Consider the following 13,598-nt stretch of genomic DNA (forward strand, 5'->3'; position numbering starts at 1 on the left):
TCGGAAACTTCTCCCCTAGTTATGAAGCAGCATACAGTGGTGTACCGTCCAAAGGAGCAAGTCATGAGCCGGGTCGAAAAGCAGGGAATTCAGGTTGCGCTGGAACTGGCGGACTTCATCGAAAAGCAGGCGTTGCCCGGCACCGGTGTCGAGGCGGAGACGTTCTGGAAAGGCCTGGCGGCATTGGTGAACGGCTTCGGGGCGGAAAACCGCGCGCTGCTGGAGAAACGGGAAAAGATGCAGGCGGAAATTGATGCCTGGCATATCGCCAACCGGGACAAGCCGCATGACCATGAGGCCTATAAGGCGTTCCTGGCAAACATCGGCTATCTGCTGCCCGAAGGCGGCGATTTTGAGATCGAAACGCAGAACGTGGACCCTGAGATCGCATCGGTGCCGGGGCCGCAGCTGGTGGTGCCGATCACCAATGCCCGCTATGCGCTGAACGCCGCGAACGCGCGCTGGGGCAGCCTGTATGATGCTTTCTACGGCACCGATGCAATGGGCACGCCGGCGCCCAAGGGCGGTTACGACAAGGGCCGCGGCGCGCGGGTTGTGGCGCGGGCGCGGGTGTTCCTGGACGAGGCTTTTCCGGTCGATGGTGCCAGCCACGCCGATGTGCGCCGCTATTACGTGCAAGACGGGCAGCTGCTGGTCGACGACCTGCCGCTGGCGCAGCCGGAGAAATTCGCAGGCTACCGCGGCAACCCGAAGGCGCCGGAGGCGGTTCTCTTGCGTAACAATGGCTTGCATGTGGAGCTGGTTTTTGACCGCGCCCATGCGATCGGGGCGCGCGATCAGGCGGGGCTGGCGGACGTGCGGCTGGAAAGCGCGATGTCTGCAATCATGGATTGCGAGGACTCGGTGGCTTGCGTTGATGCCGAGGATAAAGTGCAGGCCTATTCCAACTGGCTGGGGCTGATGAAGGGCGATCTGGAGGCGAAGCTGGACAAGGGCGGCAAGAGCATTACCCGCCGTCTGAACCCGGATTTCGGCTTCACTGCGCCGGATGGCTCTGCGATGTCCGTAAAAGGCCGGGCGGTGCTGTGGGTGCGCAATGTGGGCCATCTGATGACCAACCCGGCGGTGCTGGATCAGGATGGCAACGAGGCCTATGAAGGGCTGCTGGACGCGCTGATCACCGTGATGATCGCCAAGCACGACTTGAATCGCGAGGGCGGCAACTCGGCCCAAGGTTCTGTCTACGTGGTGAAGCCCAAGATGCATGGGCCGGAGGAAGTCGCTTTTACCGACCGGATCTTCGGCAAGGCCGAGGATATCCTGGGCCTGCCGCGCCACACCGTGAAGATCGGCATCATGGATGAGGAGCGCCGCACTTCGGTCAACCTCAAGGAATGCATCCGCGCGGCCAAGCACCGGGTGGCCTTCATCAATACCGGTTTCCTGGATCGCACCGGGGACGAGATCCACACCTCGATGGAGGCGGGGCCTTTCTCCCGCAAGGACTTCATCAAACGCAAGGGCTGGATCGGCGCCTATGAGAACCTGAACGTGGATATCGGGCTGGAATGCGGCCTGAGCGGCAAGGCGCAGACCGGCAAGGGCATGTGGGCGATGCCGGACATGATGGCGGCGATGCTGGAGCAGAAGATCGAGCATCCGAAATCCGGTGCCAACTGCGCCTGGGTGCCAAGCCCGACCGCCGCCACCCTGCATGCGCTGCATTACCACAAGGTGGATGTGTTTGCGGTGCAGAAACGGCTCAAAGCAGGCGGCCGCCGCGCCCATGTGGATGGGATTCTGGAAATTCCGCTGGCCACCTACCGCAAATGGACGCCGCAGCAGATCGCACGCGAGGTGGACAACAACGCGCAGGGCATCCTGGGTTACGTGGTGCGCTGGGTCGATCAGGGGGTGGGCTGCTCCAAGGTGCCGGACATCAATGACGTCGGCCTGATGGAAGACCGCGCCACCTGCCGGATTTCCGCCCAGCACATTGCCAACTGGCTGCATCACGGCGTTGTTTCCAAAGAGGAGGTGATGGGCAGCCTTCGCAAGATGGCCAAGGTTGTGGATGAGCAGAACCGCGGCGACAACACGTACCGTTCGATGGCGCCGGGCTATGACAGCATCGCCTTCCAGGCGGCCTGCGATCTGGTGTTGAAGGGCCGGGTGCAGCCATCGGGCTATACCGAGCCGGTGCTGCATGCCCGCCGTCTGGAGTTGAAGGCGCAGGAAGTTGCCGGCTGACCGCGGCAAACTGACCGCATGAAACAGTTTCCCCGCAATTAGGGGTAGTCAAAGGGGGCCTTTTGGCCTCCTTTTTCCTTTTGTGACGTCAGGTAACGGGAGGAAGTACGCCAATGTCAGGGATATCACTGGATCAGGCCCGCACGATCATCTGCAAGGCGCTGGAAAGCGGCCGCGCATTGCGGCTGAAACCGCTGTCGGTGGTTGTGCTGGACGCAGGCGGCCATGTGCAGGCGTTCGAACGCGAGGATGGCGCGGCGCCGGGCCGGTTTGCGATTGCGCAGGGCAAGGCCTATGGCGCGGTGATGCTGGGCATGGCGGGCACGGCGCAGATGGCCCGGGCAGAAGCACAGGCCTATTTCATGGCGGCGGTGAACGGTGTCTATGGCGGCCAGGTTGTGCCGGTGCCGGGCGGAGTTCTGGTGAGGGACAGTGAGGGTGCCGTGATCGGGGCCGTGGGTGTCACAGGCGACACCTCGGATAACGATGCGATTGCCGCAATGGCTGGCATCGAGGCCGCAGGTTTGCAGGGGGAGATCTGAATCGCAAGGGTATTCCGCAGCGTTGTGCGCGGCTGAACAGTCTGTTGCGCCGTGTTCCCCGTTGAAGTGTCGGCCGCAGGGAGCTAAGTTTTTCTTCACACAGCAAAAGAAGAGCGGACTATGGCCCGGCCCAAAGTTGGCATCATCGGAAATTCCTACCTGATCAACGATCAGTATCCTGTCCACGCGGGCGGAACCATGAACTCCGAGGCGATCGCCGAAGTGGCGGGTTGCATGCCGCTGATGATCCCGTCAGATCCGCGATTTGTCACGGTGGACGAGCTGCTGGAGAGTTTTGACGGGTTTCTGCTCACCGGCGGGCGCCCGAATGTGCACCCGCATGAGTACGGCGAGGCCGAGACCGAAGCGCATGGTGCCTTTGACCGGGCGCGCGATGCGATCACCCTGCCGCTGATACGAGCCTGTGTTGATCGCGGCCAGCCGTTCCTGGGAATCTGCCGCGGTTTCCAGGAGGTCAATGTGGCGATGGGCGGCACGCTGCACCCGGAAATCCGCGACCTGCCTGGGCGGATGAACCACCGGATGCCGCCGGATGGCACGCTGGAGGAGAAATTCGCCCTGCGCCATATGGTCAGGTTCACTCCCGGCGGCGTGTTCCACCGGCTGTTCGGAGCCGAAGAGGTGATGACCAACACATTGCACGGCCAGGGGATCAAGCGCCCGGGCGCGCGGGTGGTGGTTGACGGGCAGGCGCCCGATGGCACGCCTGAAGCGGCTTATATCAAGGATGCGCCGGGCTTTACCATGTCAGTGCAGTGGCACCCGGAATGGGACGCGGCCAGCGATCCGGTGTCGCGGCCGCTGTTCGAGGCGTTCGGCGATGCGGTCAGGGCCTGGGCTGCCGGCGCGGCGCGGGCCGGATTGCAGAGGTCAGCTTAAAAGGTTTGTGTATGGCAGTTTGTGCGAGGCGGGAGGCTGCCGGCAGGCCGTTTTCCTGCGCTATAAGGCAATTCAAGGCAAGTGATGCAGCGGCGCTGGCGGATGTTATCTCATCCGCTGTTCATGGTATTGCCAGCCGGGTATATTCTCCTGCGCAAATCAGCGCATGGTGCCCAAAGACACCGCCAAGTGACGCGATCCTGCAGAAGCTGTCCGATGGCCGGGCGGTATGGGTGGCGGCAGATGGCGAAGACGTGCCGGTGGCTTTCATCGATCTTGAGGCGGACGGCCATATCGACATGCTGTTCTGCCATCCCCGTGCAGCCGGGCAGGGCGTTGCTGCGATGCTTTACGGAAAACTGGAAGAGGCTGCGCTGCGCCAGGGAATCAGGCTGTTGTATGTCGAGGCCAGCGAAGCGGCGCGCGGCTTTTTCGAACGTGCGGGGTTTGCCTTGGACAAGCGTTGCGAATTTGTGCGCGGCGGTGTGAAAATTCACAACTACCGGATGGTCAAGATTCTGGACTAGGCGAAGACCCTGCGGCCCGCCCCGCGGGGCGGGCTGCAAACCGTTTCAGACCATCAGGTCAAATTCATGCATCAGGGGCAGGTGGCGCGCGCGTTTGCCGGAAAGGTCAAACAGCGCGTTTGCCAACGCCGGCGCGGCTGGCGGGGTGCCGGGCTCACCTGCGCCGCCCATATGGGCCTGGGTTTCCAGCACCTTCACCACGGTCTTGGGCATCGTATGCATGCGAAGGGCGTCGTAGTCAGGGAAGTTGCCCTGTTCGGCGGCGCCATCGGAAAAGGTGATCTCGCCAAAGCAGGCCGCCGACAGCCCGTATGCCATGCCGCCGAACATCTGGGCCTTGACGATCTCCGGGTCGATCACCTGGCCCATGTCGCAGGCAATCCAGGCCTTGACGATGCGGATTCTGCCGTTTTCCTCCGCAACCTCGATCACCTCGGCCACCGGCGTGCCAAAGCTGTAGCACAGGGCCACGCCGCGTCCCACGCCATCGGGCGTGGCGCCAGTCCAGCCGGACATCTCCTTGACCGCCTCCAGCACGCCTGCGGCCGGCTCCCATTCACGGCGGGCCAGGTCCAGGCGGAACTCCAGCGGGTCGGTGCCGGCGGCATGGGCCATTTCATCAATGAAGCTTTCGACGAAAAAGGCGTTAAAGCTGTTGCCGACAGACCGCCAGAAGCCGACCGGGATCTGCAGGTCGGAGATATGCCCGGCCATCCGGTAATTCGGGATTGCATAAGGGGAGTTGAAGAACCCCTCGACGTGCACCTTATCGGGGCCTGCGGGAGTGAAATCCGCCAGCCGCTTCATTGCCTGTTCGGTGGGCGAGGCCGCGGCCACCTTGCCGTCCATCAGCACCGCCGTGCCATCTTTCACCGCGCCGCGCATCCGGGCCATGGCGCCGGGGCGGTACATGTCGTGCTGCATATCTTCCTTGCGGCTCCAGGTAAGCTGAACCGGCACGCCGGGTATCGCCTTGGCGGCGCGGGTGGCGAACACCGCATAGTCGAACTCGACCCGCCGCCCGAAACCGCCGCCCAGATAGGTGGTGCGGATGTCGACCTGCTCGGCGTCCAGCCCTGCCTCGGCGGCGCATTTCGACTGGGTGAATGCCGGCATCTGATTGCCGCACCAGACGGTCAGCTTGCCGCCCTCCAAGAGGGCGGTCGCATTCATCGGTTCCATGGTGGCATGGGCCAGATAGGGCACCTGATAGTCCGCGGTCAGTTCCGTTGCGCCCACGGGCAACTGGTCGGCATCGCCGTCGTCGCGCAGAACCGAATTTGGCGCGTCGTCAAAGGCCTCGGCAATGCGGGCGAAGATCTGGTCGGTTTCCGGCGGATAGGGGGCGTTCCCCCAGTCTACTTCGATTGCCTCCACGGCCTGCATGGCCAGCCATGTATTGCTGGCAACCACCGCCACGCCGGCGCCCATGTCGATTACCTTTTCCACGCCGGGCATGGCGGCGGCTGCGGCGGCGTCGAAGCGCTTCATGCCGCCGCCCTGGCGCGGGTTCATCCGCAGCGCTGCAAACTTCATCCCCGGCAGCCGCACGTCGATGCCGAATTCTGCAGTGCCGGTGGATTTCTCCACCATGTCGAGCCGGGGTTGGGATTTTCCGATCAGCCGCCATTCATTGCTCGGGCGCAGGTCCGCTTCCACCGGGTCCAGCTTGGCGGCCTCGATGGCGAGGTCGCTGTAGGGGATCAGGGTTCCGTCCGGTGCAATCACTGCACCCTTGGCGGTGCTGAGCTGGCCGCGGCTGAGGCCGAGCCGTTCTGCCGCCGCCTGTTTAAGCGTCTCGCGGGCGGTGGCGCCAGCATGCCGCATCCGCTTGAACCCGTCTTTCATCGAGGTCGAGCCGCCGGTGCCATGCAGGTTCAGCACTTTGCCGAGATGCCCCAGCGCTTCGCCGATGGAATGTTTGAAGTTGCCGCTGTCATAGCCCTTGCCCGGCAGCGCATCCGCGATGAAGGCGGAGTTGTAATAAGCCTTGGCGGCCGGCCCGTGCAGCACCCGCACCTGGTCCAGTTCCACGTCCAGCTCTTCCGCGATCAGCGCGGCCCAGCTGGTCTTCACGCCCTGGCCCATTTCGGCGCGCGGGGCAAACAGGGTGATGCCCTTCCGGTCGATCAGTACAAAAGGGGTCAGCGCAGCCTCACCCTCCGCCGGTTTCAGCGGGTTGGGGGCTGGGCGGCTGACGTAATAGGCGCCAAAGGCCACGCCGCCGACAATGGCGGCTGAGCCGATCAGGAAGCTGCGGCGGGCGATTTTTCCGATGCTGGCCATGAAATTATGCCTCCTGCATCTGTTTTGCCGCGGCATGGATGGCAGCCCGGATACGCTGGTAGGTGCCGCAGCGGCAAAGGTTGCCCTGCATCGCTTCGTCAATCTCGGCGTCTGATGGGGCCGGGTTTGCTGCCAGCAGGCTGGCCGCCTGCATGATCTGGCCGGACTGGCAGTAGCCGCATTGCGCCACCTGTTGCGCCACCCAGGCCTGCTGGATTGCCGCCATTGCATCAGGCGTTCCGAGGCCCTCGATCGTGTTGATATCTCCCCAGACATCCGACAGCGCCACTTGGCAGGAGCGCACCGCCTCGCCATCGATGTGCACAGTGCAGGCGCCGCAGGCCGCAACGCCGCAGCCGTATTTGGTGCCGGTGAGGCCGACTTCATCGCGCAGCACCCACAGGAGAGGCACATCGTCAGGCAGATCCACCTGATGGGAGTTTCCATTGATGCGGAGCGTGGTGGACATGGCGTGCCTTCCTCTGATGCGGTAATGACAAATGTAACCATAAGTGTCAGTGTGTCAATTGACGTTTTTGGCGAACAATGTCAGAAGTAAACTCATGAACATGGCAGGCATTGATCCGAAACAGCAGGCAATCCTGGGGGCCGCTTGGGTAGCGTTCTCCACCTATGGGTTCCGCAAAACCTCGATGGACGACATCGCCAAGGGCGCGGGCATGTCGCGCCCGGCGCTCTATCTGCATTTCAAGAACAAGGAGGCGATCTTCCGGGCGCTTGTCGCCGCGTACTACGGCAATGCGGCGGAGAATGTCCGGGCCGGGCTGGCGTCGGAAGGGCCGATGGCTGAGCGCCTGCTGGCCGCATTCGAGGGGCAAGGCGGCGAAGCGATTGAATCGATGCTGGGCTCGCCGCACGGGATGGAGCTGTTTGAGATCACCAAGAGCGTGGCAGGCGCGCAGATCGAAGAAGGCGAGGAAGCTTTGCGCGGGGTTTATGCCTCCTGGCTGCAGCAGCAGGCAGAGGCCGGGCAGGCAGCGCTGAACGGCGATGCTGCAGTGATTGCCTGGACCATTTGCGCGTCCCTCAAAGGCATCAAACAGGCCGCCGGAGATTATCCGACCTACCAGGAAGGTGTGCGCCAGCTGGCAGCCCTGTTCGGGGCCGGGCTGGCGCCGCGCTGACGGCCGGGCCTGACATTCCGGCCTGCTGCCTGGGTCAAAGCTCGGTGCGCAGGTGCCAGAGCTCGGGGAACAGCTCCACCTCCAGCATCCGTTTCAGATAGCTGACGCCGCCGGTGCCGCCGGTGCCGCGCTTGAAGCCGATAACGCGCTCCACGGTGGTGACGTGGTTGAAGCGCCAGCGGCGGAAGTAATCTTCGAAATCCACCAGTTTCTCGGCCAGTTCATACAGCTCCCAATGGGTTTCGGTGTCGCGGTACACCTCGGTCCAGGCGGCCTGCACGGCCTCATGCGGCACATAGGCTTCGGAGACATCCCGGTTCAGCACGGCATCCGGCAACGGGAATTTTTTCGCAAGGGCCTTCAGCGCCACGTCATAAAGCGAGGGCTGGGCCAGCTCGGCTTCCAGCAGCGCCAGGGTATCGGGGCGGTGCGAATGCGGGCGCAGCATCGCCTTGTTGCGGTTGCCCAGCATGAACTCGATCTGCCGGTACTGGTGCGATTGAAAGCCGGAGCTTTGGCCCAGCTCGTCCCGGAACGCGGTATAATCCGACGGCGTCATGGTGCGCAGCACGTCCCAGGCGGAGTTCAGCTGCTCAAAGATCCGCGCCACCCGGGCCAGCATCTTGAATGCCTGATGCGCCTTGCCGGCCAGCAGCCGTTGGCGGGCCGCGGTCAGTTCGTGAATGGCCAGCCGCATCCACAGCTCAGAGGTCTGGTGCTGAATGATGAACAGCATTTCGTCATGGGTGTTGGTCCATGTCTTCTGCGCGTTCAACAGCATGTCCAGCGACAGGTAGTCACCATAAGACATGCGCCCGTCAAATGACATCTGGGCGCCGTCTTCGGCGGGGTCATAGGGTTTTGTCATCGAAGTGTTCCTTTTCCTAAGTGTATCACGGTTCAGGGAAAGGGAGGGTTTCTCCGGTTCAGGGTGCCGCATTGGGCCAGGCGCCGCCATAGCGCGACCCAGCCCGCCGGGCGGCATAGGGGGACACGGTATGTGCGTGTCAGGCGCATCAGGTGACGGCGCTGCGCTTTTTATATTCGGCGCGGTCCCACAGAACGTTGTTCATGACGTCGGCGATGATCCCGGCCGCGGAGCGCACGTCATTCTCGTCGATATAGAGCGGCGTGAAGCCGAACCGCATGATGTCCGGGGCCCGGAAGTCGCCGATCACGCCGCGGGCGACCAATGCCTGCATCGCGGCATAACCCTCGTCGAACTTGAACGACACCTGGCTGCCGCGGAAAGCGGGATCGCGCGGCGAGGCCAGCTCCAGCTGCGGGCATTTTTCCTCGACTTCGGCAATGAACAGGTTGCACAGTTCGATGGATTTGGCGCGCACGGATGCCATGTCCGCCATGTCCCAGATATCCATCGCCGCCTCCAGCGCGGTCAGCTGGATCACCGGCGGCGTGCCGACGCGCATCCTGTCGATGCCATGGCCGGGGCGGTAGTCGAGATCAAAGGCAAAGGGCGCCTCATGGCCCAGCCAGCCGGACAGCGCCGGGCGGGCGGTTTCCGCGTGGCGGGGCGCAACATAGATGAAGGCCGGCGCGCCGGGGCCGCCATTGAGGTACTTGTAAGTGCAGCCCACTGCGAAATCCGCCTTGCAGCCGGCCAGATCCACCGGCACGGCACCAGCGGACTGGGCCAGATCCCAGACCGTCAGAACACCGTTTGCGTGGGCTTTTTCCGTCAGCGCTTTCATATCGTGCTTGCGGCCGGTGCGATAGTCGACCTCGGTGATCATCAGCACAGCGATTTCCTCGGTAATGCTGTCTTCCACCGCCTCCGGATCGACCACCCGCAGTTCATAGTCCGGCCCCAGCGATTTCAGCAGCCCGCTGGCCATGTAAAGATCGGTGGGGAAGTTGCCGTTGTCCGACAGCACCACCTTGCGGCCCGGGTTCAGCTCCAGCGCCGAGGCGACGGCCTGGTAGACCTTGATCGACAGTGTGTCGCCCATCACCACATGGCCCGGCTCGGCGCCGATCAGCCGCCCGATGCGGTCACCCAGCGCCTTGGGCTTGTCCATCCATCCGGCCTTGTTCCAGCCAGTGATCAGCATCTGGCCCCATTCGTCCTGCATCATCGCGCCAACGCGGTCCCTGGCCGCACGAGGCAGCGGACCCAGCGAGTTGCCGTCCAGATAGATCACCCCGTCGGGCAGGTCGAACATCGCCTTGGTTGCTGCAAAATCGGTCATGGGCGCCCTCGCATCTGCTGGGTATTTTAAGCTTAAATATTTTCGGGGTTTGCTACCGTATCGTGGCCCGTCTGTCCAGTGCCTGGCAGCCTGCCTCAGCCCGCCGCTCAGCCGGGAGGCGGATCGGGAATGCCGAATTCGGCCCGTTTGCGTTTGGATAGTCCCGCGGTCACCAGCTGGTAGGAAATGGTGATTTGCTCCCGCAACTCCGCATCCGTCAGCCCGGGCGCATCGTAATGCTGCAGCCATTTCATGCCACGCGATGCCAGATAGGGCGCGGGGCGGACGCCGGTGCGCTCCTGCAGCACCTCAAAGGCAATTTCGCCTGCCTTGAAGGTGAAGGCATCCCTGCCGTCAGCCCAGCCGCAGACCGCAAACAGCTTGCCACCTGCTTTCCAGACGTCCGAGTTGCCCCATTGCACAATGTGTTCGGCGGCAGGGAAAGTGGCGCAAAAGCGGTTGAAAGACTCCCGGTTCATCAGGTTTGCCTGCCCGTGACCTCAGTGCATTGGCCATTCACCGGTCCCGGCCCGGACAGCCACAGCACGCCCCCTGACTTGACGCTCACGTCCTTTTTGCTGCGCCCGGTAATCGCGATCTGCACGCCTTCAGCTGCGAGGGTTTGCGCAATTGCCAGCCGGTTTCCGGTGCCGCCGCCGGTGGCCTGTGCGTGTTTGCCCTGCCGTATCATGCTCCCCAGCCTCCTTGGTTTGCAGGCCAGCCTAACCGGGCAACGGTCTCTGGCAACCCCGCAGTGCCGTCTTGCCGTACAATCTCAGCGTTTACAGTCATATTCACATGTGTGAATGTTGGAGATCACACCCAGGGAGAGAACCGATGAAAGCCTTTGCCGTTGCTGTCTGCGCAGCCCTGTTGATGCCCTTGCCCGCGCCCGCGAGTGAGGACATTGCTGACCAATACCCGCAGTCCGAGCTCTATTCCAAGCCGGTGGAGGTCATTCCGCACGTGTTTTCCGCCATCGGCGCCACCGCACCGCCCACATACGGGAATGCAGGCCATAACAACAATCTGTCCTTCATCGTGACCTCTGAGGGCGTGGTGGTGGTGAATGCAGGCGCGTCGGATGCGCTGGCCAGGGCCCTGCACGACGAAATCAAGCAGGTAACGGACCAGCCGGTGGTTCTGGTGATCAACGAAAACGGGCAGGGCCACGCGATGCTTGGCAACGGATATTGGCGCGATCAGGGCGTCGATGTGCTGGCCCATGCAGAGGCGATTGCGCAGACAAAGGAAAACAGCGACCTGATCCTGCAGCGGATGCGCGGCTACAACGGGGACCGCGCAGGGGATACCCGTGTCGAACATGCAAATCTGTCCTTTGATGACCGTTATGACCTTAGCCTGGGCGGGGTGGAAATGCAGGTATTGCATCTGGGACCGGCGCATGATCCTGGCGACATACAGATCTGGATTCCTGCCTGGGACATGCTGATTGCCGGCGACATCGCCTTTCATGAGCGGATGCTGCCGGTCTTTCCGCACACCTGCACCAAATGCTGGATCGACACCTGGCAGGACAAACTGGAACCGCTGGAGCCCGCCTACGTGATCCCGGGCCATGGCCACCCGACCAATTTGCCGCAGTTGCGCCGGTTCACTCTCGACTATCTAATGGACCTGCGGGCCAAGATCGGTGCCCATATCGAGGCGGGCGGAGACCTCGCAAGCGCCTACTATGTGGATCAGGCACGCTGGAAAGGGCTGGACACGTTTGAAGAGCTTGCCACCAAAAACGCAGGCCGGGTGTTCGAAGAAATGGAATGGGAATAAACCGCGCCTACTTCAGTACACAAAAATATACGTAGGCTTTCAGGCAAATTTATGCAGGATCATGCCGCAAGCCGGAATAGATTCGTCGTTTCCGTAGTATTGGGGGCATTTTGTCCTTTTCTGAAGGTCCCGGCTGAACTGGTCTGGACGACCAAGCCGGATAAGGAAAGATTGCCCGCAATGTGCATGATTTCAGGACATATTCTGCAAGCGGGCGGGGCGTGATGCGTTGGCTGGATGTGCCGCCCGTCTGGCTGGCGGGCTTTGTTCTGGCGGCCTGGCTGCAGTCCGCACATGCCGCATTCGGGCTTTCTTTCGGGGGCACCTGGGCTGAATTCCTGGGCGGCACTCTGCTCGGCGGCGGCCTGTTGCTGGCTATACTCGCCATCACTGAAATGCGGCGGCAGAAAACCACTGTTATTCCGCACCAGACACCCAGCCGGCTGGTGCAATCCGGGATCTTCAGCCGTAGCCGGAACCCGATCTATCTGGGCGATGTTCTGATCCTTGCGGGCCTGGTGCTGCGGTTTGATGCGGTGCTGTCTTTGCCGCTGATCCCCATCTTCCTATGGGTGCTTGAAAAGCGGTTTGTCATTCCCGAGGAAGACAGGCTGCGGCGGACATTCCGGGCAGACTGGGCCCGCTACGGGAAGAAGGTGCGCCGCTGGATCTGACCGGAACGCGGCGCTGCAGCATGAATTTGCGGCAGTGCAGCAAAATCCTTGCGCAACAATGTTGCGCGTAGTAGAGAAAATCATTGTGATCCGTGCCCAAACATTGCTGGCGCGGGCAAGACGAGGGGGACCCATAAGGTGAAAATAGGGACACCAAAAGAAACATTTGCGGGTGAAAACCGGGTCGGAATGACGCCGGAGTCCGCGACGCAGTTGCAGAAGCTGGGGTATTCTTGCGCGATCGAGGCGGGGGCCGGTGCGGCGGCGGGCTTTTCCGATGCGGCCTATGCGGCGGCGGGGGTCGAGATCATCAAGACGCCGGCAGCGCTTTGGAAAGCCTGCGATATTGTCGCCAAGGTGCGCCAGCCGGATGAGACTGAGCTGAAACGGCTGACCAAGGGCAAGACGCTGATCTCCTTCTTCAACCCGGCCGGCAATGACGCGGGCATGGACGCGGCCAAGGCCAAGGGCGCCAATGTGATCGCGATGGAAATGGTGCCGCGGATCAGCCGCGCGCAGAAGATGGACGCGCTCAGCTCCATGGCCAATATCGCCGGCTACCGCGCGGTGATCGAGGCGGGCAACAACTTCGGCCGTTTCTTCACCGGCCAGATCACCGCGGCGGGCAAGGTGCCCCCCGCAAAAGTGCTGGTGGTCGGCGCAGGCGTCGCGGGGCTTGCCGCGATCGGCACCTCGACCAGCTTGGGCGCGGTGACCTATGCCTTCGACGTGCGGCCCGAAGTGGCCGAGCAGGTGGAATCGATGGGCGCCGAGTTTGTCTATCTCGATTTCGAGGAAGAACAGCAGGACGGCGCCGCCACCGGCGGCTATGCCTCTGTGTCTTCGCCGGAATTCCGCGAAGCGCAGCTGGCCAAGTTCCGCGAGCTGGCGCCGGAAATGGACATCGTCATCACCACTGCACTGATCCCCAACCGCGAAGCGCCCGAGCTGTGGACCGCGGACATGGTTGCGGCGATGAAGCCGGGCTCGGTGATCGTCGATCTGGCGGCGGAAAAGGGCGGCAACTGCAAGCTGACCGTCGCGGATGAGAAGATCGTGACCGACAACGGCGTCACCATCATCGGCTACACCGATTTCCCCAGCCGGATGGCGGCGCAGGCCTCGACGCTTTATGCCACCAACATCCGCCACATGATGACTGACCTGACGCCGGAAAAAGACGGTTTGGTCAATCACGACATGGAAGACGACGTGATCCGCGGCGCCACCGTGGCCTTTGAGGGCGAGATCACCTTCCCGCCGCCGCCGCCGAAAGTTCAGGCGATTGCGGCCAAGCCCAAGGAGGTGGTGC

At 62.6% G+C, this 13,598-nt stretch carries 14 protein-coding genes; 8 read left to right on the plus strand and 6 right to left on the minus strand.

From position 1 onward, the window contains the following. The first annotated feature begins 63 nt into the window (after window positions 1–63). From VOI29_RS15500 to VOI29_RS15515, 4 genes are all read left to right on the plus strand, one after another. Window positions 64–2,211 (plus strand): malate synthase G, encoded by a 2,148-nt coding sequence (locus VOI29_RS15500; protein WP_323780471.1) that lies wholly within the window; start codon window positions 64–66, stop codon window positions 2,209–2,211. A 113-nt stretch (window positions 2,212–2,324) separates the two neighbouring features. Further along, window positions 2,325–2,753 carry a GlcG/HbpS family heme-binding protein gene (locus VOI29_RS15505; protein ID WP_323780474.1) on the plus strand — a complete coding sequence of 143 codons (429 nt, stop codon included), beginning with the start codon at window positions 2,325–2,327 and terminating at the stop codon, window positions 2,751–2,753. 120 nt (window positions 2,754–2,873) lie between these two features. Then, complete coding sequence (locus tag VOI29_RS15510; RefSeq protein WP_323780477.1) at window positions 2,874–3,653, plus strand: gamma-glutamyl-gamma-aminobutyrate hydrolase family protein; 780 nt, start codon at window positions 2,874–2,876, stop codon at window positions 3,651–3,653. Between the two features lie 11 nt (window positions 3,654–3,664). Continuing rightward, entirely contained in the window at window positions 3,665–4,180 is a 516-nt protein-coding gene (locus VOI29_RS15515; protein ID WP_323780480.1) for a GNAT family N-acetyltransferase, read from the plus strand. Window positions 4,181–4,225: 45 nt separating this feature from the next. On the opposite strand, the gene VOI29_RS15520 is transcribed toward VOI29_RS15515, so the two are convergent. Both VOI29_RS15520 and VOI29_RS15525 read right to left on the minus strand, forming a co-directional pair. Continuing rightward, window positions 4,226–6,466, minus strand: coding sequence for a xanthine dehydrogenase family protein molybdopterin-binding subunit (locus VOI29_RS15520; protein WP_323780483.1), 2,241 nt, complete (start codon window positions 6,464–6,466; stop codon window positions 4,226–4,228). Between the two features lie 4 nt (window positions 6,467–6,470). Then, a complete protein-coding gene (locus VOI29_RS15525; RefSeq protein WP_323780486.1) occupies window positions 6,471–6,935 on the minus strand; it encodes a (2Fe-2S)-binding protein in 465 nt (154 codons plus the stop codon). 94 nt (window positions 6,936–7,029) lie between these two features. Between VOI29_RS15525 and VOI29_RS15530 the strand changes: the two genes are divergently transcribed. Beyond that, the gene (locus VOI29_RS15530; RefSeq protein ID WP_323780488.1) at window positions 7,030–7,611 is read left to right on the plus strand and encodes a TetR/AcrR family transcriptional regulator; all 582 of its coding nucleotides are present in this window, start codon (window positions 7,030–7,032) and stop codon (window positions 7,609–7,611) included. Window positions 7,612–7,645: 34 nt separating this feature from the next. On the opposite strand, the gene kynA is transcribed toward VOI29_RS15530, so the two are convergent. The 4 genes from kynA to VOI29_RS15550 form a co-directional block, all read right to left on the minus strand. Beyond that, entirely contained in the window at window positions 7,646–8,479 is an 834-nt protein-coding gene (gene kynA, locus VOI29_RS15535; protein ID WP_323780492.1) for a tryptophan 2,3-dioxygenase, read from the minus strand. Window positions 8,480–8,627: 148 nt separating this feature from the next. Next, window positions 8,628–9,821: a kynureninase gene (gene kynU / locus VOI29_RS15540; protein ID WP_323780495.1), complete on the minus strand. Its 1,194-nt coding sequence runs from the start codon at window positions 9,819–9,821 to the stop codon at window positions 8,628–8,630. Between the two features lie 107 nt (window positions 9,822–9,928). After that, window positions 9,929–10,300: an MmcQ/YjbR family DNA-binding protein gene (locus tag VOI29_RS15545; RefSeq protein WP_323780498.1), complete on the minus strand. Its 372-nt coding sequence runs from the start codon at window positions 10,298–10,300 to the stop codon at window positions 9,929–9,931. Continuing rightward, window positions 10,300–10,512, minus strand: a complete 213-nt coding sequence (locus VOI29_RS15550; protein ID WP_323780501.1) for a hypothetical protein — start codon at window positions 10,510–10,512, stop codon at window positions 10,300–10,302. The genes VOI29_RS15545 and VOI29_RS15550 overlap by 1 nt, the downstream gene beginning before the upstream one ends. Before the next feature lie 146 nt (window positions 10,513–10,658). On the opposite strand from VOI29_RS15550, the gene VOI29_RS15555 reads away from it, so the two are divergent. From VOI29_RS15555 to VOI29_RS15565, 3 genes are all read left to right on the plus strand, one after another. After that, a complete protein-coding gene (locus VOI29_RS15555; RefSeq protein WP_323780504.1) occupies window positions 10,659–11,612 on the plus strand; it encodes an MBL fold metallo-hydrolase in 954 nt (317 codons plus the stop codon). Window positions 11,613–11,836: 224 nt separating this feature from the next. Continuing rightward, on the plus strand, window positions 11,837–12,286 hold the full coding sequence (locus VOI29_RS15560; protein ID WP_323780506.1) for a methyltransferase family protein: 450 nt from the start codon (window positions 11,837–11,839) through the stop codon (window positions 12,284–12,286). A gap of 138 nt (window positions 12,287–12,424) precedes the next feature. Further along, on the plus strand, window positions 12,425–13,598 hold a 1,174-nt coding region (locus tag VOI29_RS15565), incomplete at its 3' end, for a Re/Si-specific NAD(P)(+) transhydrogenase subunit alpha (protein ID WP_323780509.1).

It is taken from the genome of Leisingera sp., assembly GCF_034669605.1.
Classification (GTDB): Bacteria; Pseudomonadota; Alphaproteobacteria; order Rhodobacterales; family Rhodobacteraceae; genus Leisingera.